17 protein-coding genes are annotated in these 19330 nt (G+C 59.3%); 14 read left to right on the top strand and 3 right to left on the bottom strand.

The features are described 5' to 3' along the window. Window positions 1-61: 61 nt before the first annotated feature. From alc to ACA063_RS19585, 6 genes are all read left to right on the top strand, one after another. The gene (gene alc, locus ACA063_RS19560; RefSeq protein ID WP_162437491.1) at window positions 62-1057 is read left to right on the top strand and encodes an allantoicase; all 996 of its coding nucleotides are present in this window, start codon (window positions 62-64) and stop codon (window positions 1055-1057) included. Window positions 1058-1178: 121 nt separating this feature from the next. After that, the gene (locus ACA063_RS19565; protein ID WP_162437492.1) at window positions 1179-1682 is read left to right on the top strand and encodes an ureidoglycolate lyase; all 504 of its coding nucleotides are present in this window, start codon (window positions 1179-1181) and stop codon (window positions 1680-1682) included. A 50-nt stretch (window positions 1683-1732) separates the two neighbouring features. Beyond that, the gene (locus ACA063_RS19570) at window positions 1733-3037 is read left to right on the top strand and encodes a urate hydroxylase PuuD (RefSeq protein WP_497663008.1); all 1305 of its coding nucleotides are present in this window, start codon (window positions 1733-1735) and stop codon (window positions 3035-3037) included. A 297-nt stretch (window positions 3038-3334) separates the two neighbouring features. Further along, on the top strand, window positions 3335-4693 hold the full coding sequence (locus ACA063_RS19575) for a nucleobase:cation symporter-2 family protein (protein WP_497663009.1): 1359 nt from the start codon (window positions 3335-3337) through the stop codon (window positions 4691-4693). Window positions 4694-4852: 159 nt separating this feature from the next. Continuing rightward, window positions 4853-5638: an outer membrane protein OmpK gene (locus ACA063_RS19580; protein WP_497663010.1), complete on the top strand. Its 786-nt coding sequence runs from the start codon at window positions 4853-4855 to the stop codon at window positions 5636-5638. Between the two features lie 374 nt (window positions 5639-6012). Further along, window positions 6013-6798, top strand: coding sequence for an outer membrane protein OmpK (locus tag ACA063_RS19585; RefSeq protein WP_497663011.1), 786 nt, complete (start codon window positions 6013-6015; stop codon window positions 6796-6798). Window positions 6799-6920: 122 nt separating this feature from the next. Here ACA063_RS19585 and ACA063_RS19590 read toward each other — a convergent pair whose 3' ends face one another. Further along, on the bottom strand, window positions 6921-8093 hold the full coding sequence (locus tag ACA063_RS19590; protein WP_497663012.1) for a patatin-like phospholipase family protein: 1173 nt from the start codon (window positions 8091-8093) through the stop codon (window positions 6921-6923). 27 nt (window positions 8094-8120) lie between these two features. Next, window positions 8121-9053 (bottom strand): lipid A biosynthesis lauroyl acyltransferase, encoded by a 933-nt coding sequence (locus ACA063_RS19595; RefSeq protein WP_497663013.1) that lies wholly within the window; start codon window positions 9051-9053, stop codon window positions 8121-8123. Between the two features lie 118 nt (window positions 9054-9171). Between ACA063_RS19595 and minC the strand changes: the two genes are divergently transcribed. From minC to ACA063_RS19630, 7 genes are all read left to right on the top strand, one after another. Then, the gene (minC, locus tag ACA063_RS19600; protein ID WP_497663014.1) at window positions 9172-9909 is read left to right on the top strand and encodes a septum site-determining protein MinC; all 738 of its coding nucleotides are present in this window, start codon (window positions 9172-9174) and stop codon (window positions 9907-9909) included. 200 nt (window positions 9910-10109) lie between these two features. Then, the gene (minD, locus tag ACA063_RS19605) at window positions 10110-10922 is read left to right on the top strand and encodes a septum site-determining protein MinD (RefSeq protein ID WP_045060222.1); all 813 of its coding nucleotides are present in this window, start codon (window positions 10110-10112) and stop codon (window positions 10920-10922) included. Further along, window positions 10922-11176, top strand: coding sequence for a cell division topological specificity factor MinE (gene minE, locus ACA063_RS19610; RefSeq protein WP_162437501.1), 255 nt, complete (start codon window positions 10922-10924; stop codon window positions 11174-11176). The genes minD and minE overlap by 1 nt, the downstream gene beginning before the upstream one ends. A 181-nt stretch (window positions 11177-11357) precedes the next feature. Continuing rightward, window positions 11358-11993 (top strand): RluA family pseudouridine synthase, encoded by a 636-nt coding sequence (locus ACA063_RS19615; protein ID WP_162437502.1) that lies wholly within the window; start codon window positions 11358-11360, stop codon window positions 11991-11993. Window positions 11994-12259: 266 nt separating this feature from the next. Next, a complete protein-coding gene (locus ACA063_RS19620; protein ID WP_497663015.1) occupies window positions 12260-13549 on the top strand; it encodes a M18 family aminopeptidase in 1290 nt (429 codons plus the stop codon). 166 nt (window positions 13550-13715) lie between these two features. After that, a complete protein-coding gene (locus tag ACA063_RS19625; RefSeq protein ID WP_178114294.1) occupies window positions 13716-13892 on the top strand; it encodes a hypothetical protein in 177 nt (58 codons plus the stop codon). 77 nt (window positions 13893-13969) lie between these two features. Next, window positions 13970-16126 carry a mechanosensitive ion channel family protein gene (locus ACA063_RS19630; protein WP_497663016.1) on the top strand — a complete coding sequence of 719 codons (2157 nt, stop codon included), beginning with the start codon at window positions 13970-13972 and terminating at the stop codon, window positions 16124-16126. A gap of 303 nt (window positions 16127-16429) precedes the next feature. Here ACA063_RS19630 and ACA063_RS19635 read toward each other — a convergent pair whose 3' ends face one another. After that, window positions 16430-18103 (bottom strand): DEAD/DEAH box helicase, encoded by a 1674-nt coding sequence (locus tag ACA063_RS19635; RefSeq protein WP_162437505.1) that lies wholly within the window; start codon window positions 18101-18103, stop codon window positions 16430-16432. A gap of 432 nt (window positions 18104-18535) precedes the next feature. Between ACA063_RS19635 and ACA063_RS19640 the strand changes: the two genes are divergently transcribed. Then, window positions 18536-19327: a crotonase/enoyl-CoA hydratase family protein gene (locus ACA063_RS19640; protein ID WP_497663017.1), complete on the top strand. Its 792-nt coding sequence runs from the start codon at window positions 18536-18538 to the stop codon at window positions 19325-19327. Window positions 19328-19330 lie beyond the last annotated feature (3 nt).

Raw genomic sequence — 19330 nt, forward strand, 5'->3', positions numbered from 1 at the left:
GCGAAAACACTCAGGACACTGCAAGCATCCCAAGCCAACTTATTAAAGGCAGACAAGAAGAATGAAAGCTTACGCCGTACCTTTCGAGAAGTTCGTCAACCTGGCCGACGCCCGCCTGGGCACCAAAATCATCTCGGTCACCGATGACTGGTTTGCAGACGCCAATCGTCTGTTTCAGCCGACCCCGGCCGTATGGAAGGAGGGCGTGTTCGATGACAACGGCAAGTGGATGGACGGCTGGGAGTCGCGCCGCAAGCGCTTCGAAGGTTACGACAGCGCGGTGATCCGCCTGGGCGTTCCGGGCTCGATCAAAGGCGTGGACATCGACACTTCATTCTTCACCGGCAACTTCCCGCCGTCGGCCTCCCTGGAAGCCTGCTTCCTGGCCTCGGGCGAGCCGGACGAAAACACCCAGTGGACTGAAGTGCTGTCGGCCGTCGAGCTGCAGGGCAACAGCCACCACTACCACGAGATCAATAACGACCAGTCGTTCAGCCACCTGCGCTTCAACATCTACCCGGATGGTGGCGTGGCCCGTCTGCGCGTTTACGGTATTCCGTTCCGCGACTGGTCCGCTGTGGGTGACAACGAGCAAGTGGACCTGGCTGCAGCCCTGAACGGTGGCCGCGCCCTCGCCTGCTCCGACGAACACTTCGGTCGCATGAGCAACATCCTCAACCCGGGCCGTGGCATCAACATGGGCGATGGCTGGGAAACCGCACGTCGTCGCACACCTGGCAATGACTGGGTGATCGTCGCACTGGGTCATGCCGGCGAGATCGAGAAAGTCGTCGTCGACACCCTGCACTTCAAAGGCAACTACCCGGACACTTGCTCGATCCAGGGCGCGTTCGTGAAGGGCGGTACCGACAGCCAGATCGAAACCCAATCGCTGTTCTGGCGTGAGCTGTTGCCGGCACAGAAACTGGAAATGCACGCCGAACACACCTTCGCCGAGCAGATCAAGGCTTTGGGCCCGATCACCCACATCCGCCTGAACGTGTTCCCGGATGGTGGTGTGAGTCGTCTGCGCGTTCTCGGCAAGGTCGCTAAATAAGCGCTGAACCCGATCGCCAGCAGGCTGGCTCCCACAGGGGAACGCATTCCAACTGTGGGAGCTAGCCTGCTAGCGATTGCGATAGAACAGACAACAACGAATTCAAGGTAAGAAGAACAGCATGCGCACATTGACGATTGAACCGCTGACTAAAGAAGCCTTCGCCCCTTTCGGTGACGTGATCGAAACCGATGGCAGCGATCACTTCATGATCAACAACGGTTCGACCATGCGCTTCCATAAACTGGCGACGGTGGAAACCGCCAAGCCAGAAGACAACGCGATCATCAGCATCTTCCGCGCCGACGCGCAGGACATGCCGCTGACCGTTTGCATGCTGGAGCGTCACCCGTTGGGCAGCCAGGCTTTCATTCCGCTGCTCGGCAACCCCTTTCTGATCGTGGTCGCGCCAGTTGGCGATGAACCTGTATCAGGCTTGGTCCGCGCCTTCGTCACCAACGGCAGGCAGGGCATTAATTACCATCGCGGCGTTTGGCACCATCCGGTGCTGACGATCGAAAAGCGGGATGACTTCCTGGTGGTTGATCGCAGTGGCACAGGCAATAACTGCGATGAGCATTTTTTCAAAGAGGATGAGCGTTTGATCCTCGCCCCCCACCAATAAGAGAAGGTCTGATCACTCGACAACAGAGTGACAGGCGAGAGGTAAAGACTGTGGAAGCACATCTGTTTGAATGGCTGAACCTGAGCGTGCGCTGGGTTCATATGATTACTGGCGTGGCCTGGATCGGCGCGTCGTTCTATTTCGTCTGGCTGGAAAACAACCTCAATCGGGTCAACCCGAAAAGTGGTCTGGCAGGTGATTTGTGGGCGATCCACGGCGGCGGTATCTATCACCTGGAAAAATACAAACTGGCCCCACCGACCATGCCGGACAACCTGCATTGGTTCAAATGGGAAGCCTACTTCACCTGGCTATCGGGGATCGCGCTGCTGTGCGTGGTGTTCTACTCCAACCCGACGCTCTACCTGCTGGCTCCCGGCAGCACCCTGAGCGGTCCTGAAGGCGTGGCCATCGGTATCGGCTCGCTGTTCATCGGCTGGTTCATCTACTCCTTCCTCTGCGACTCGGCCCTGGGCAAACGCCCTGCCCTGCTCGGTTTCATCCTGTTCGTCCTGATCATCGGCGCGGCTTACGGCTTCAGCAAAGTGTTCAGCGGTCGTGGTGCTTACCTGCACGTCGGCGCGATCATCGGCACCATCATGGTCGGCAACGTGTTCCGCATCATCATGCCGGCGCAACGTGCACTGGTGGCGGCGATTGCCGAGAACCGCACGCCCGATCCGGCATTGCCGGCCAAAGGCTTGCTGCGTTCGCGTCACAACAACTACTTCACCTTGCCGGTGCTGTTCATCATGATCAGCAACCACTTCCCGAGCACCTATGGCAGCCAATACAACTGGCTGATCCTGGCCGGGATCGCGGTGCTGGCGGTGTTGGTGCGTCACTACTTCAACACCCGTCACGACAGCCACAAGTTCGCCTGGACCCTCCCGGTTGCAGCCGTCGGCATGATCAGCCTGGCGTACGTGACTGGTCCTGCGCAGATGCCGAGTGCACCTGAAGTCGCCAAGTCTGCTGGCACCATCGAGTACCAGCCACTGCCGGAAACAGCAGTGGGCGGTGGCTTGAAACCGGCTGAAGCAAAACCTGCCGAGGCCCCTGCTACCGCACCGGCTCAAGCGTCCAATGCGGGCCCTGGTTTCGACAAGGTGCACAGCGTGATTCAGGAACGTTGCGCGGTGTGCCACTCGGCCAAACCGACCAGCCCGCTGTTCAGTGCAGCACCCGGTGGCGTGATGTTCGATACCCCCGAGCAGATCCGCCAGAACGCCCCGCGCATTCAGGCGCAAGCGGTCACCAGCCAGATCATGCCGTTGGGCAACATCACCCAGATGACCCAGCAGGAACGTGACCTGATCGGTGCCTGGATTGTGCAGGGAGCGTCGACCAACTAAGCAACACGAAAGCCTGCGCCGAGCGGGCTTTTGAGGTGAATGGATTTACCTGGTTTGAGGATTTACCTGTGGTGAGGGGATTTATCCCCGATCGGCGGCGCAGCCGTCGCAAAGCCTGCAATTGCCATCTGCCTGATGGACGCGGTTGCAGGATTTGGGGCTACTACGTAGCCCATCGGGGATAAATCCCCTCGCCACAAAACACCTCTAGCCACACATATCAATGATGCAAAGAAACAGCTGCGAGCAACCCGGCAGCTGTTCAATCACAAGAATAAAAAAGATCCGAGGTGTTGCATGTCCGAGCTATCCCAAGCGCGCATCCCCGACGCACCCGCTATTCAGCGTTTGCCCCTTTTGCAATTGATCCTGGTCGGGCTGCAACACGTTCTGCTGATGTACGGCGGAGCCATTGCGGTGCCGCTGATCATCGGACAGGCCGCTGGCCTGAGTCGTGAAGAAATCGCCTTCCTGATCAACGCCGACCTGCTGGTCGCCGGGATCGCCACCATCGTGCAATCCATGGGCATCGGCCCCGTGGGAATAAGAATGCCGGTGATGATGGGCGCCAGTTTCGCCGCCGTCGGCAGCATGGTCGCCATGGCCGGCATGCCCGGTATCGGTCTGCAAGGGATCTTCGGCGCGACCATCGCCGCCGGGTTCTTCGGCATGATCATCGCGCCTTTCATGTCCAAAGTCGTTCGTTTCTTCCCGCCTCTGGTGACCGGCACGGTCATCACCTCGATCGGTTTATCGCTGTTCCCCGTGGCCGTTAACTGGGCCGGTGGCGGTGCTGGTGCCACTCAATTCGGTTCCCCCATTTACCTGACCATCGCCGCACTGGTGCTGGGCACCATTCTGTTGGTGCATCGCTTTATGCGCGGTTTCTGGGTGAACATCTCCGTGCTGATAGGCATGTGCCTGGGCTACGTGCTCTGTGGTGTGCTGGGCATGGTCGACCTCAGCGGCATGGCCCAGGCGCCTTGGTTGCAGTTCGTCACCCCGCTGCATTTCGGCATGCCGAAATTCGAACTCGCGCCGATCCTCTCCATGTGCCTGGTGGTAGTGATCATCTTCGTCGAGTCCACCGGGATGTTCCTTGCACTGGGCAAGATTACCGGCCAGGAAGTCTGCCCGCGCATGCTGCGTCGCGGCTTGCTCTGCGATGCCGGCGCCTCGTTCGTCGCCGGTTTCTTCAACACCTTCACCCACTCCTCTTTCGCTCAGAACATCGGCCTGGTGCAGATGACCGGCGTGCGTTGCCGTTCGGTCACCATCGTCGCCGGCGGCTTGCTGATCGTCTTGAGCCTGCTGCCGAAAGCCGCGTTCCTGGTGGCCTCGATTCCGCCTGCGGTACTGGGCGGCGCCGCGATCGCGATGTTCGGCATGGTCGCCGCGACCGGGATCAAGATTCTCCAGGAAGCCGATATCGGCGATCGCCGCAACCAGTTGCTGGTGGCGGTGAGCATCGGGATGGGATTGATCCCGGTGGTGCGTCCGGAGTTTTTCGCCCACCTGCCGATGTGGATGAGCCCGATCACCCACAGCGGGATCGCCATGGCGACCCTCAGTGCGCTGACGCTGAACCTGCTGTTCAACATCCTTGGTGGAAAGGAACGTGCGGCAATCAACGACTGCCACGCACACCAGCAATAACAGAGACGCCACGAACCTTGTAGGAGCGAGCCTGCTCGCGATGACGGTATGACATTCAACACCTGAGTTGACTGATTCAACGCTATCGCGAGCAGGCTCACTTCTACAGGGTTAAGGGCTGTCTGCGCCTCAAACAATAAAAACAAGAGGGAGCAACAGATGATTCGGACACAGACAAACATGCTGTTGGGCGCTGGTCTACTGGCCGCCAGTCAGGCCATGGCCGGCGATTTATTGCTGTGGCAGACCAACAGTTTGAGCTATCTGTACGGCAAGGATTTTGCGGTCAACCCGTCGATCCAGCAGACAGTGACGTTCGAGCATGCCGACAAATGGAAGTACGGTGACAATTTCCTGTTCGTCGACAGTACGTATTACAACGGCGAGAAGGATCGCAATAAGGGCTCTCACGCCTATTACGGCGAGTTCAGCCCGCGCCTCTCCTTCGGCAAAATCCTCGACCGCCGTCTCGAGTTCGGTCCGATCAAGGACGTGCTGCTGGCCATGACCTACGAGAACGGTGAAGACGACACCGAGGCCTACCTGATCGGCCCCGGTTTCGACCTCGCCGTACCGGGCTTCAACTACTTCACCTTGAACTTCTATCGTCGCCAGACCGAAGGCAGCCGCCCCGGCGATGATGTCTGGCAAATCACACCGGCCTGGTCCTACACCCTTCCCTTGGGTAACTCGACCGTATTGATCGACGGCTACATCGACTGGGTCGTGGACAACGACCAGAACTCACACGGTACCTATCACGCCAACGTGCACGTCAACCCGCAGGTGAAATACGACCTGGGCAAAGCTTTGGGCTGGCGTGAGAAACAGGTGTACGTCGGCGCCGAATACAGCTACTGGAAAGACAAATACGGCATCGAGAACACATCCAGCTTCGACACCAACGAAAACACCACCAGCCTGCTGGTGAAGGTGCATTTCTAAGATGACCCGCAACCGTGCGCCAAACCTGTCGTCGGTGCTCTGTTGCGGGGCACTTGAGACCTGGTCAAGGAGTCAGTATTCTCCGCGGCCGCCTGAATCCGCTTTAAAAAAAAGCCCGGATTTAAATCCTGACCAGAAAGCCAACTTATCCCGGCGCCGGTCAGCATCAAGGCAATCCAAAACCCCTCTCAATCGACTGTTTTTGAGCAGCCGAGCGGGAGTTTTTTTGCTTTTTGAAAGCCTTGGCTCAGCTCTTGCTAACAGCACTAAAGCTGACCGAATGGATGACTTTTGCAGCGACAGAAAAAGGCGCCACACCAGAGCGCCGAACTTAGAAAAAAAACGTGGAACACCAACTTTTTGGGAGCAACCGAATGAAACGTACGTGCACTAGCCTGATGCTTGCCACGACCTTGCTGGCCGGGGGCCAAGCGATGGCCGGCGACTTGCTGCAATGGCAGAACAACAGCCTGAGCTATTTGTATGGCAAGGACTTCAAGGTCAACCCGGCCATTCAGCAAACCGTCACCTTCGAACATGCCGACGCGTGGAAATATGGGGATAACTTCTTCTTCGTCGACAAGATCTTCTACAACGGCAAGGACGACAACACCGTCGGCCCGAACACCTACTACGGTGAGTTCCAGCCGCGCATTTCTCTGGGCAAGGTGCTGGACCAGAAGATCGAGTTCGGCCCGATCAAAGACGTGCTGCTGGCCATGACCTACGAGTTCGGCGAAGGTGATACCGAGGCCTACCTGATCGGTCCTGGTTTCGACCTGGCGATCCCTGGTTTCGACTACTTCCAGCTGAACTTCTACCAGCGCCACACCGACGGCGGCCGTCCGGGCGACAACGTCTGGCAGGTCACGCCCGTGTGGTCCTACACCATTCCGGTCGGCGACTCGAACATCCTGATCGATGGTTACATGGACTGGGTGATGGATAATGACACCAATTCCAAAGGCGACTACCACGCCAACCTGCACTTCAACCCACAGGTCAAATACGACCTGGGCAAGGCGCTGAATGTCGGCGAGAAGCAGTTGTATGTGGGTGTGGAGTACGACTACTGGAAGGACAAGTACGGGATCGACGATACCCGTGCCTTTACGACCAATCAGAACGTGACGAGCTTCCTGGTGAAGTTCCACTTCTGATCATTGTTTTGCGGCGTCTGCAAAGACGCCATCGCTAGCAGGCTAGCTCCCACAGTGGATCTTCAGCGTCACTCAGATCAACTGTGGGAGCTAGCCTGCTAGCGATGGCCGCACCGCCAATCTCAGGCCGAAACCACCGGCTCTATCAACCCGAGAAACCGGCACAACTCAGCTTTCTTGGCCAACGCATCCCGCCGCCCCAGATCAATCAATTCGCTGCAATACCCCGCCTCGAACAGCAGATAGCTCAGCACCCCTGCCCCGCTGGTTTTCGTGGCTCCCGGCCCGCGCAGGAACAGCCGCAGCGCCGCCGGCAATTCCTGGCGATGCCGTGCAGCAATTTCATCGATCGGCTGGCTCGGTGAAATCACCAGCACTTCGACCGGCGCCACGCCCAACGCACGGGTCGGCGTGCCATCGGGCATCAGGTGGCTGAACTGGTTCAGACGCTGCAGCAGCTCGATGTCGCTTTCCAGGCTATCGATGAACGTACTGTTGAGCATGTGCCCACCGATCTGTGCCAGGGTCGGCTGCTGGCCTGTGTAGGCGCGTTGCAGCGGTTGCTCCGGATCGACTCCTCGCGGATTGCCACTCACGCCCACCACCAGCACACGGCTCGCGCCCAGGTGCAGGGCCGGGCTGATCGGTGCGGATTGGCGGACAGCGCCGTCGCCGAAATACTCCTCGCCGATTTTTACCGGCGCAAACAGCAGCGGAATAGCGGAGCTGGCGAGCAAGTGTTCAACCGACAATTGAGTCGGAACGCCGATACGCCGATGGCGCAACCAGGCGTCGATGGTGCCGCCGCCCTGATAGAACGTGACGGCCTGGCCGGATTCGTAGCCGAACGCGGTCACCGCCACGGCCTGCAATTGTTTTTGCGCGATGGCCTCAGCGATGCCGTTCATGTGCAGTTTTTCGTTGAGCAATCCGCGCAGCGGCGAACTGTTGAGCAACGCCACCGGTACCTGCGCACCGATGCCCAGCAAGCTGTGACCGACAAAGCGGCTGGCCTGATGGATCACCCCTGGCCAGTCGCTGCGCAGCACCAGATGGCTGCGAAAGCCCTGCCAGAAGGCCGTCAGACGCTCGATAGCGCCACGAAAGTCCATCGCCCCGCTGGCGAGGCTCACCGCATTGATTGCTCCGGCCGAGGTGCCGACGATCACCGGGAAGGGATTGTTTGCACCCTCGGGCAGCAACTCGGCAATCGCCGCCAGCACCCCGACCTGATAGGCCGCCCGAGCCCCGCCGCCGGATAGAATCAAACCTGTAACCGGTTCAGCAGGACTCATCGCAACACTCCCTGGTGCTTGTGGGTTTTAACCGCGCTTGGCGTAGAGCTTGGGCTCGCCGGGTGGACGGCTCTTGAAGCGGCGATGGGCCCAGAGGTATTGCTCGGGACACTCGCGCAAGACGCCTTCGACCCATTGATTGATGCGAATGCAATCGGCCTCTTCGCTCTCGCCCGGGAAGCCTTCGAGCGGGGCATGAATCACCAGTCGATAACCGCTGCCGTCTGCCAGACGCTCCTGGGTGAACGGCACCACCAGCGCCTTGCCCAGGCGCGCAAACTTGCTGGTGGCAGTGACGGTCGCCGCCTGGATACCGAACAACGGCACGAAGATACTTTGCTTGGCGCCGTAGTCCTGATCCGGCGCATACCAGATAGCCCGGCCGGCACGCAGCAGTTTGAGCATGCCGCGCACGTCATCGCGCTCCACCGCCAGCGAGTCGAGGTTGTGCCGCTCGCGGCCACGGCGCTGGATGTAATCGAACAGCGGATTTTTGTGCTCGCGGTACATGCCATCGATGGTGTGCTGCTGGCCGAGCAATGCCGCGCCGATTTCCAGCGTGGTGAAATGCACCGCCATCAGGATCACCCCTTTGCCTTCGCGCTGGGCTTTTTGCAAATGCTCCAGGCCTTCGACATGGGCCAGTTTCGCCAGACGCTCGCGCGACCACCACCAGCTCATGGCCATTTCAAAGAAGGCAATGCCGGTAGAAGCGAAGTTTTCCTTGAGCAGGCGTTTGCGCTCGGCAGCGGATTTTTCAGGAAAACACAGTTCGAGATTGCGCTTGGCGATGCGCCGTCTGTCGCCGGCCAGCCGATACATCAGCGCACCCAGCAAGCGACCGATAAACAGCAACGCGCGATAGGGCAGCTGAACAATCAGCCACAACAGCCCCAAGCCACACCACAGCGGCCAGAAACGCGGAGAAAGAAAGGCTGTTCGAAAACGCGGGCGATCCATTAAAGCTTCCGTCAAGACAATGGCCGCGCATTCTACATCGTTCGACCCGGCTTGCGGCTCGCGGGCGTTCTCGTTATAAGTCTCGGCACTTTTAGTGACAAGTCGTTGTATGCCGACCATGAGCCAAACCGAACCGCTAGACAAAGATCCCGTGTTCCAGTTGAAGGGCAGCATGCTTGCCATTACGGTGCTGGAACTGGCCCGTAACGACCTCGAGAACCTCGATCGACAACTGGCCGCCAAGGTCGCCCAGGCGCCCAACTTCTTCAGCAACGCCCCGCTGGTGCTGGCCCTGGACAAACTTCCACCCGGCGAAGGCGCCGTGGATTTGCCCGGCCTGATGCGCGTGTGCCGTCAACATGGCCTGCGCACGCTGGCGATCCGTGCCAGCCGCATCGAGGACATCGCTGCCGCCATTGCCGTGGATTTGCCGGTGCTGCCACCGTCCGGTGCCCGGGAACGTCCTCTGGACCCGAATGAAGGCGTCGTGGTGAAAAAACCGGAAAAGCCACCGGAGCCGACGATCAAGCCAACGAAAATCATCACGTCACCGGTACGCGGTGGTCAGCAGATTTATGCCCAGGGCTGTGATCTGGTGGTGATCTCCTCGGTGAGCCCGGGGGCGGAACTTCTGGCCGATGGCAACATCCATGTATACGGCCCGATGCGTGGTCGCGTTCTGGCCGGGGTCAAGGGCGACACGAAAGCCAGGATTTTCTGTCAGCAAATGAGCGCTGAACTGGTCTCCATCGCGGGCCATTACAAGGTTTCGGAGGATCTGCGACGCGACCCTTTATGGGGTTCGGGCGTACAGGTCAGCCTGTCGGGCGATGTGTTGAACATCATTCGGCTTTAACGGATACTGCCGCATTTTCCAAGCATCTCTAAAACGTAGCGAAAACGGCTTGAACGAAGTCGGAAAATGGCCAAAAGCAGTGTTTACCGAAGGTAATCGCCGTTCAGGGCCGGATTCCAGCCAAGGCTGTCCGACTGCAGTAGTTTTCTAGAGATGTTTTTCAGGGGCTAAATGTCCTTTTTCCTTAGGGGTGAAACACCTTGGCCAAGATTCTCGTGGTTACATCCGGCAAGGGTGGTGTGGGTAAGACCACCACCAGTGCCGCTATCGGTACCGGCCTCGCACTGCGCGGTCACAAAACAGTTATCGTCGACTTCGACGTGGGCCTGCGTAACCTCGACCTGATCATGGGTTGCGAACGTCGCGTGGTGTATGACTTCGTCAACGTCGTCAACGGCGAAGCGAACCTGCAACAGGCCCTGATCAAAGACAAGCGCCTGGAAAACCTTTACGTCCTCGCCGCCAGCCAGACCCGCGACAAAGACGCGCTGACCGTCGAAGGCGTGGAAAAAGTCCTGATGGCGTTGAAAGAAGACTTCGAATTCGTGGTCTGCGACTCCCCGGCGGGCATCGAGAAAGGCGCCCACCTGGCCATGTACTTCGCTGATGAAGCGATCATCGTGACCAATCCGGAAGTGTCCTCGGTACGTGACTCGGACCGTATGCTCGGCCTGCTGGCCAGCAAATCCCGCCGCGCTGAAAAGGGCGAGGATCCGATCAAGGAACACTTGCTGCTGACCCGCTACAACCCGCAACGCGTGAACGACGGTGAAATGCTCGGCGTCGAAGACGTCAAGGAAATCCTGTCCGTCACCCTGCTGGGTGTCATTCCGGAATCCCAGGCAGTGCTCAAGGCTTCCAACTCGGGTGTACCGGTGATTCTCGACGACCAGAGCGATGCCGGCCAGGCATACAGCGATGCCGTCGATCGTCTGCTGGGCAAAACCGTAGAGCATCGTTTTCTCGATGTCACGAAGAAGGGATTCTTCGAGCGCCTGTTTGGAGGTAGGTAATGAACCTTTTTGACTTCTTTCGTGCCAACAAGAAGACAAGCACAGCCTCGGTAGCGAAAGAGCGTCTACAGATCATCGTGGCGCATGAACGCGGCCAACGCAGTACACCGGACTACCTGCCAGCCTTGCAGAAGGAACTGGTCGAGGTGATTCGCAAATACGTCAATATCGGGTCCGATGACGTGCATGTCGCTCTGGAAAACCAGGGCAGCTGCTCGATTCTGGAACTCAATATCACCCTGCCTGACCGCTAGTCGATCAGACAGGAGCCACGGCGGCTCAGCACCCAAGGGCCCCTGTAGGAGCTGCCGAAGGCTGCAATCTTTTGATTTTGTCTTTTTTAAAAACAAGATCAAAAGATTGCAGCCTTCGGCAGCTCCTACGGGGGATCGTGGGTTCTGAGTCGCCGTTGGCATTTGTTACGAGGCTGTTTTAATGCCGTTGTCCAACGTCCACATCATTTATCAGGACGCCGCCGTATTGGTGGTGAACAAGCCTACGTTGCTGCTTTCCGTCCCTGGCCGGGCTGATGACAACAAGGACTGCCTGATTACCCGCCTGCAAGAAAACGGCTACCCGGAAGCGCGAATCGTCCACCGACTGGACTGGGAAACCTCCGGCATCATCCTGTTGGCGCGTGACCCGGATACTCATCGCGAGCTGTCCCGGCAATTTCACGACCGCGAAACCGAAAAAGCCTACACCGCACTGTGCTGGGGCCAGCCGGAACTCGACAGCGGCAGCATCGATTTGCCGTTGCGCTACGATCCGCCGACCAAACCACGTCATGTGGTTGACCATGAATTCGGTAAACACGCCCTGACCTTCTGGCGCGTACTGGAGCGATGCGGCGACTGGTGCCGGGTCGAACTGACGCCCATCACTGGCCGCTCCCATCAACTGCGCGTGCACATGCTGTCCATTGGTCATCCACTGCTGGGCGACGGGCTTTACGCCCACGAACAGGCACTGGCTGCCTGGCCACGACTGTGCCTGCACGCGAGCATGCTGAGCTTCACCCATCCGCAAACCGGTGAACGCCTGCGCTTCGAGTGCCCGGCACCGTTCTAAAACCCTTTAGCGATTTATTGGGGCGAAGAGGCTTTCGTGGCGAGGGAGCTTGCTCCCGCTGGACCGGGCTGGCGCTCCAGTGCGAAGCGCTCCCAAAACCAGCAACGACATTTTCTTTGGCGCACCGCCGGATCTACGACTGCTGCGCAGCTGAGCGGGAGCAAGCTCCCTCGCCACAATAATTTGCGCTCGACAGTCGCTGACCGGCCGCCGCACTTTGCGCTTTCAATACGTTAAACTGGCGCCACTGCTGTCTGGAGCTACTTATGCGCGAAGAGTTGAACCAAGGCCTGATCGACTTCCTCAAGGCCTCCCCTACCCCGTTTCATGCCACTGCCAGCCTAGTACAGCGCCTGGAAGCGGCGGGCTTTCAGCGCCTTGATGAGCGTGAGCCCTGGACCACCGAAGCCAACGGCCGATACTACGTCACCCGTAACGACTCCTCGATCGTCGCCATCAAGATGGGCCGTCACTCACCGCTGCATGGCGGTATTCGCCTGGTGGGCGCCCATACCGACAGCCCGTGCCTGCGCGTCAAGCCGCAACCGGAACTGCAACGCCAGGGTTTCTGGCAACTGGGTGTCGAAGTCTACGGCGGTGCGCTGCTGGCACCCTGGTTTGACCGTGATCTGTCCCTGGCTGGCCGAGTCACCTTCCGTCGTGACGGCAAGGTCGAGAGCCAACTGATCGATTTCAAGGCGCCCATCGCGACCATTCCCAACCTGGCGATTCACCTCAATCGTGAAGCCAACATGGGCTGGGCGATCAATGCGCAGACTGAACTTCCACCGATCCTCGCGCAATTTGCCGGCGACGAGCGCGTCGACTTCCGTGCAGTGCTCACCAATCAACTGGCACTGGAACATGGTCTGAACGCCGACGTGGTGCTCGACTATGAGCTGAGCTTCTACGACACCCAAAGCGCCGCGGTTATTGGCCTGCACGGCGACTTCATCGCGGGCGCGCGCCTGGACAACCTGCTGTCGTGCTACGCCGGCCTGCAAGCATTGCTGACGGCCGAGACCGACGAAACCTGCGTGCTGGTGGCCAACGACCACGAAGAAGTCGGCTCCTGCTCGGCGTGCGGCGCCGATGGCCCGATGCTTGAGCAAACCTTGCGCCGCCTGTTGCCCGACGGTGACGAGTTCGTGCGGACCATCCAGAAGTCCCTGCTGGTGTCGGCCGATAACGCCCATGGCGTGCATCCCAACTACGCCGACAAGCATGACGCCAACCACGGCCCGAAACTCAACGCCGGCCCGGTCATCAAGGTCAACAGCAACCAGCGCTACGCCACCAATAGCGAAACCGCCGGGTTCTTCCGCCATTTGTGCATGGCCGAAGAAGTACCGGTGCAGAGCTTCGTGGTGCGCAGCGACATGGGTTGCGGCTCGACCATCGGCCCGATTACCGCCAGTCAGCTGGGCGTGCGCACCGTGGACATCGGCCTGCCGACGTTCGCCATGCATTCGATCCGTGAACTGTGCGGCAGTCATGACCTAGCCCACCTGGTGAAAGTGCTGAGCGCGTTTTACGCCTGCCAGGAATTGCCTTAATCCCCGAGACAGCCGCTGCCCATGGCAGCGTTTGCAGATGCGCTCTCTCTGTAGGAGCTGCCGCAGGCTGCGATCTTTTGATCTTGATCCTAAAAAACAAGATCAAAAGATCGCAGCCTGCGGCAGCTCCTACAATTAAGTTATTCCTTTTGACAAGGCAGTCGCCATGATCTCGATGCAGTCCTTCCACGCCATGCTGATTCCGATCCTGTCCGGGATGATCCTGCTAGCCATTGGCTTCAATTTCCGTGACAAGAATGCCGGCGTGTTCGCCATGTGGATCGGCATGCTGACGATCCTCGCCACCGTGGTGTTCAAGATCCTCGCCAAACTTAACGAATAAATCCGCTCCCCGGCTCGCATTGATTTTAGCGGGCTCGTACACTCGGTCGATCTGCTCATTCCAAGGTTGACCGCCTAGTGTTCGCTCGTCTTTTCGCCCTGCCGTATTTCCTCCTCGTCTGCCTCATGACGCTACTGCCAATGGCGCCAGCCCAGGCCGTCGGTCTGCCGAGCCTGCTCAACGGTTCGGCGAAAGCCCAGCCAGAAGCACAAGAACCGCTGGGGCAATCCCTGGACGAAGTCATCAAGTCGCTGGAGAACGATCAACAGCGGACCAAGTTGCTCGCCGACCTGAAGAAGTTGCGCGATGCCACCAAAAAGGCACAGCCCGCTGCCGAACAGGGTGTACTCGGGTTGATCGGCGGGACACTGGCAAGTCTCGAGAAGCAGTTTTCCGGCGCCGACAGCCCGCTCACGCGCTGGTCCGAAGAGTACGAACTGACCAAGGAAGAACTGAAAGCCTTGATAGTGCCGGCCAATGAATGGCTGCCGATCATCTTTGCCTTTGCCATGATCCTGATGGTCTGGAGTTTGCTCGCCGCCGTGCTGATCTGGCTCAGCCACCGGGTGCGAATGCGCTTCGGCCTGACCGAAGAATTGCCGCAACATCCCAGCGCCCTGGACATGTTGCGCTTCGCCTTGCGCAAGCTCGGGCCGTGGCTGATTGCACTGGTGATGACGGTCTACATGACCTACGCCCTGCCCTCGTCATTGGGCAAAAGCCTGGCCATGGTGTTGGCGTATGCGCTGGTGGTGGGCACCTGCTTTTCGGCGGTCTGCGTCATCGCTTTCTCCCTGCTCGACGGCCCACACCGTCACCGCGCCCTGTACATCCTGCGGCATCAGGCCTTTCGGCCGTTGTGGCTGATCGGCAGCTTCGCCGCATTCGGCGAAGCCTTGAGTGATCCGCGACTGGTTGAAAGCCTCGGCACCCACCTGGCACACACCGCCGCAACGATTGCCAATGTCCTGGCCGCGCTATCCACCGGCCTGTTCATTCTGCGCTTCCGGCGTCCAATCGCTCACTTGATCCGCAACCAGCCACTCTCACGTCGCCTGACCCGCCGCGCACTCAGCGACACCATCGATATCCTCGGGACCTTCTGGTACATACCCGCCCTGGTACTGGTGGGCATTTCGTTGTTTGCCACTTTCGTGTCAGCTGGCGACACCAGCACTGCGTTGCGTCAGTCGCTGATCTGCACGGTGCTGTTGGTGCTGTGCATGGTCATCAATGGGCTGGTGCGCCGCCACTCGCTCAAACCGCAGCGAGGAGTGAAGCGGCATGCACTGTATTCGGATCGACTGAAAAACTTTTTCTACACCCTCGCCCACCTGCTGGTGTGGCTGGCGTTCATTGAGCTTGGCCTGCGCGTCTGGGGAATGTCACTGATTACCTTCACCGAAGGCGAAGGTCATGAAGTCAGCGTCAAACTGTTCAGCCTCGCGGGGACGCTTATTTTTGCCTGGCTGATCTGGATTCTCAGTGACACCGCAGTGCACCACGCCCTCACCCGCTCGCGCAAAGGCCTGGCGAATGCCCGCGCGCAGACGATGATGCCGCTGATCCGCAACGTGCTGTTCGTGGCGATTTTCATTGTTGCGCTGATCGTTGCGCTGGCGAACATGGGCATGAATGTCACGCCACTGCTGGCCGGTGCCGGCGTGATCGGCCTGGCCATTGGTTTCGGCGCCCAGTCGCTGGTTGCCGACCTGATTACAGGGCTGTTCATCATCATCGAGGATTCCCTGGCCATCGATGACTACGTGGACGTTGGCGGCCACCTGGGCACGGTTGAAGGGCTGACGATTCGCACCGTGCGCCTGCGAGACATCGACGGCATCGTCCACACCATTCCGTTCAGCGAAATCAAAAGCATCAAGAACTACTCCCGGGAATTCGGTTACGCGATTTTCAGGGTGGCCATCCCTTCCGCCATGAATATCGATGACGCGATCAAGCTGATGCGCGATGTGGGGCAGAAGATGCGGACGGACCCACTGCAACGGCGCAACATCTGGTCGCCACTGGAGATTCAGGGCGTCGAGAGTTTCGAGTCGGGCAACGCAATACTTCGCGCCCGATTCAAGACCGCACCGATCAAGCAGTGGGAAGTCTCCCGGGCGTTCAACCTGTTACTCAAACGGCAACTGGATGAAGCCGGGCTTGATCTGGCGACACCGCGCATGAGTGTGCAAGTGATTACGGCGGGTGGCGGACCGGTAACGGAATAAATGCCGCGACCCGATCGCCTGTAGCAGCCGCCGAGCCTTCGACGCAAACCTGTGGCGAGGGAGCTTGCTCCCGCTGGGTCGCGAAGCTGCCCCTCTCTCTATCTGAAAAGATGGGGACTGCTGCGCAGTCCAGCGGGAGCAAGCTCCCTCGCCACAAAGCTACAAAGCTACAAAGCTACAAAGCTACAAAGCTACAAAGCTACAAAGCTACAGGGACCGTGCGGACTCAAAAAAACGCAGGCATAAAAAATCCCCGAACCAGTCGGGGATTTTTTATGTTCGATCAATCAGCTCGGGAGCGGATCAATCTTCGCGGTAGCGACGCAGCTTCAACTGCTTACCGGCAACGCGAGTGTCCTTCAGCTTGGTCAGCAAACGCTCCAGACCATCTTCCGGCAGCTCAACGAGGCTGAAGCTGTCACGCACCTGGATGCGACCGATCGCTTCACGAGCAAGGCCGCCTTCGTTCAGGATGGCGCCCAGCAGGTTCTTGGCAGCGATACCATCACGCGCGCCCAGCGCGGTACGGCAACGAGCACGGCCTTCAGCCAATGGAACCGGAGCACGACGCTCGCGATCACCACGGTCCGGACGATCACCGGTACGCTCAGGACGATCGCCACGCGGTGCATTGTTCGGCACCAGTGGACGTTCTTTCTCGATCGCAGCCAGGGTCAGTGCTTGACCGTTGGTAGCCTTGCGCAGCAGGGCTGCGGCCAGGGCACGCGGGCTGCAACCGATATCGGCCGTCAGGCGATCCAGCAGGTCACCGTGAGTCGATTCAGCATCAGCAACCAGCGGCGACAGGCTGTTGGTCAGTTTCTTGATGCGGGCATCGAGAACGGCCTGAGCATCCGGCAGGCGGACTTCAGCCACTTTCTGACCGGTTACACGCTCGATCACTTGCAGCATGCGGCGCTCACGCGGAGTCACCAGCAACAGTGCGCGACCTTCGCGACCGGCACGGCCAGTACGGCCGATACGGTGAACGTAGGATTCCGGGTCGTACGGCATGTCAACGTTGAACACGTGAGTGATGCGCGGAACGTCCAGGCCACGAGCAGCAACGTCGGTCGCCACAACGATGTCCAGACGGCCATCCTTGAGGGAGTCGATCACGCGCTCACGCTGGTTCTGAGCAATGTCACCGTTCAGCGCAGCGGCTTTGTAGCCTTTGGCTTCCAGGGCACTGGCCAGGTCCAGGGTCGCTTGCTTGGTGCGCACGAACATGATCAGGGCGTCGAAGTCTTCGACTTCCAGCAGGCTCAATACAGCCGAGGTCTTCTGGTCAGCGTGAACCAACAGGTGAGCCTGTTCGATCGCGGTAACGGTCTGGGTCTTGGTCTGGATCTTCACGTGCTGCGGGTCACGCAGGTGACGTTCGGCAATGGCACGGATCGACTGTGGCAGAGTCGCCGAGAACAGTACGGTCTGACGGGTCGCTGGCAGAGCCTTGAAGATGACTTCCAGGTCGTCCATGAAGCCCAGCTTGAGCATTTCGTCAGCTTCGTCGAGAACCAGGTGGTTCACGGTCGACAGGACTTTCTCGTCGCGACGCAGGTGGTCGCACAGACGGCCCGGGGTGGCGACAACGATCTGTGCGCCGTTACGGATTGCTTTCAGTTGTGGGCCCATAGGCGCGCCGCCGTAAACGGCCACAACGGTAACGCCCGGCATTTGCTTGGCGTAGGTTTCGAAAGCGGTTGCTACTTGCAGCGCCAACTCACGGGTTGGCGCCAGGATCAGGGCTTGCGGCTCGCGCTTGGCAGGATCGATGCAATGCAGGATCGGCAGGGCGAAAGCGGCGGTTTTACCCGTACCGGTTTGCGCTTGGCCAATCATGTCGTGGCCGGCCATGATGATCGGGATCGATTGCTGCTGAATAGCCGAAGGCTCTTCGTAGCCAGTCGCAATGACGGCTGCAAGAATATTCGGATTAAGATTAAAAGCGGCGAAGCCGCCGGTTTCCTGGGTCATGGGTCTGCCTCTAAGTGCATCCGCAAAGACCCATGCTCCAAAGCTGCGCATGCCGTGTAAGACTCAAGAGTCGCCCTGGCTGCTTTGTCGGCGGGGATTTGCGAAAACGAATGAATGAAAAAGATTCGTCAAGGGAGAGTCCGGTGTGCGGACGTGCAGCCGAAGCTGACTTCGGGGAATTGCGCTACCTAAACGCGGCCCGGTTAAAGGCCGGCGCGCACTATACCGGAATTCGCCCAAAAAGGGAGCATTATTTGTCGGAAAACTGACGGATACACCGTTATGTCACAGGCTTTGCGGATAATCGCGCAACGGTCTATTTTTCAAAGGCCCGGCCCTGCTGGAGTTGGCGCTAAAACGGTTCACCCTGAAGACTAAAACCTGCGGTCTCACTGACGCCTTCCCACCTCTCCCCGCCCGAGGAAATGTTCCATGGATCAGCCCAGCTGCAGTCGAGTCAGCCGCGAACGCCGCGGTCATGTTCTATTGATCGGTCTGGACCGGGTGGCCAAGCGCAACGCCTTCGATCTGCAACTGCTCAACGAACTCAGCCTGGCCTATGGCGAGCTCGAAGCGGACAGCGAAGCGCGGGTGGCCGTGGTGTTTGCCCATGGCGAGCATTTTACCGCCGGGCTCGACCTGGTCAGTGCCAGCGCGTCCCTGGCTGAAGGTTGGCAGGCGCCTCCGGGCGGCTGCGATCCCTGGGGTGTATTTGCCGGGCCAAGGGTGAGTAAACCGGTGATTGTCGCTGCACAAGGTTACTGCCTGACCATCGGCATCGAGCTGATGCTGGCCGCTGACATCAACCTGTGCGCCAGCAACACCCGTTTCGCCCAGAAAGAAGTGCAACGGGGGATCTTTCCGTTTGGCGGGGCCACGCTGCGCCTGCATCAGCTCGCGGGCTGGGGCAATGCCATGCGCTGGCTGCTGACCGGCGATGAATTCGATGCCCACGATGCGTTGCACCTGGGGTTGGTGCAGGAAGTCATGGCCAGCGAGGATTTGTTGCCACGGTCGATCGAGCTGGCCGAACGGATCGCCCGGCAGGCGCCGCTTGGGGTTCAGGCGACATTGATGTCGGCTCGCCAGGCACGGCATGAAGGGGAAACTGCAGCGGCGCAGGCGTTGCCGCCGCTGGTGAAGAAGCTGATGGCGAGTGAGGATGCCAAGGAAGGCGTGCGGTCGATGGTGGAGAAGCGGCCGGGCGTTTTCAAAGGCTGCTGAAGC

It is taken from the genome of Pseudomonas sp. LBUM1643, assembly GCF_059716215.1.

Coding starts and splice junctions, on each gene's coding strand:
- ACA063_RS19625 (WP_178114294.1), top strand. CDS start 13,716: ATGATCTCGATGCAGTCCTTCCACGCCATGCTGATTCCGATCCTGTCC.
- ACA063_RS19620 (WP_497663015.1), top strand. CDS start 12,260: ATGCGCGAAGAGTTGAACCAAGGCCTGATCGACTTCCTCAAGGCCTCC.
- ACA063_RS19640 (WP_497663017.1), top strand. CDS start 18,536: ATGGATCAGCCCAGCTGCAGTCGAGTCAGCCGCGAACGCCGCGGTCAT.
- ACA063_RS19565 (WP_162437492.1), top strand. CDS start 1,179: ATGCGCACATTGACGATTGAACCGCTGACTAAAGAAGCCTTCGCCCCT.
- ACA063_RS19575 (WP_497663009.1), top strand. CDS start 3,335: ATGTCCGAGCTATCCCAAGCGCGCATCCCCGACGCACCCGCTATTCAG.
- ACA063_RS19615 (WP_162437502.1), top strand. CDS start 11,358: ATGCCGTTGTCCAACGTCCACATCATTTATCAGGACGCCGCCGTATTG.
- minC (WP_497663014.1), top strand. CDS start 9,172: ATGAGCCAAACCGAACCGCTAGACAAAGATCCCGTGTTCCAGTTGAAG.
- ACA063_RS19595 (WP_497663013.1), bottom strand. CDS start 9,053: ATGGATCGCCCGCGTTTTCGAACAGCCTTTCTTTCTCCGCGTTTCTGG.
- minE (WP_162437501.1), top strand. CDS start 10,922: ATGAACCTTTTTGACTTCTTTCGTGCCAACAAGAAGACAAGCACAGCC.
- ACA063_RS19635 (WP_162437505.1), bottom strand. CDS start 18,103: ATGACCCAGGAAACCGGCGGCTTCGCCGCTTTTAATCTTAATCCGAAT.
- ACA063_RS19580 (WP_497663010.1), top strand. CDS start 4,853: ATGATTCGGACACAGACAAACATGCTGTTGGGCGCTGGTCTACTGGCC.
- ACA063_RS19585 (WP_497663011.1), top strand. CDS start 6,013: ATGAAACGTACGTGCACTAGCCTGATGCTTGCCACGACCTTGCTGGCC.
- ACA063_RS19590 (WP_497663012.1), bottom strand. CDS start 8,093: ATGAGTCCTGCTGAACCGGTTACAGGTTTGATTCTATCCGGCGGCGGG.
- alc (WP_162437491.1), top strand. CDS start 62: ATGAAAGCTTACGCCGTACCTTTCGAGAAGTTCGTCAACCTGGCCGAC.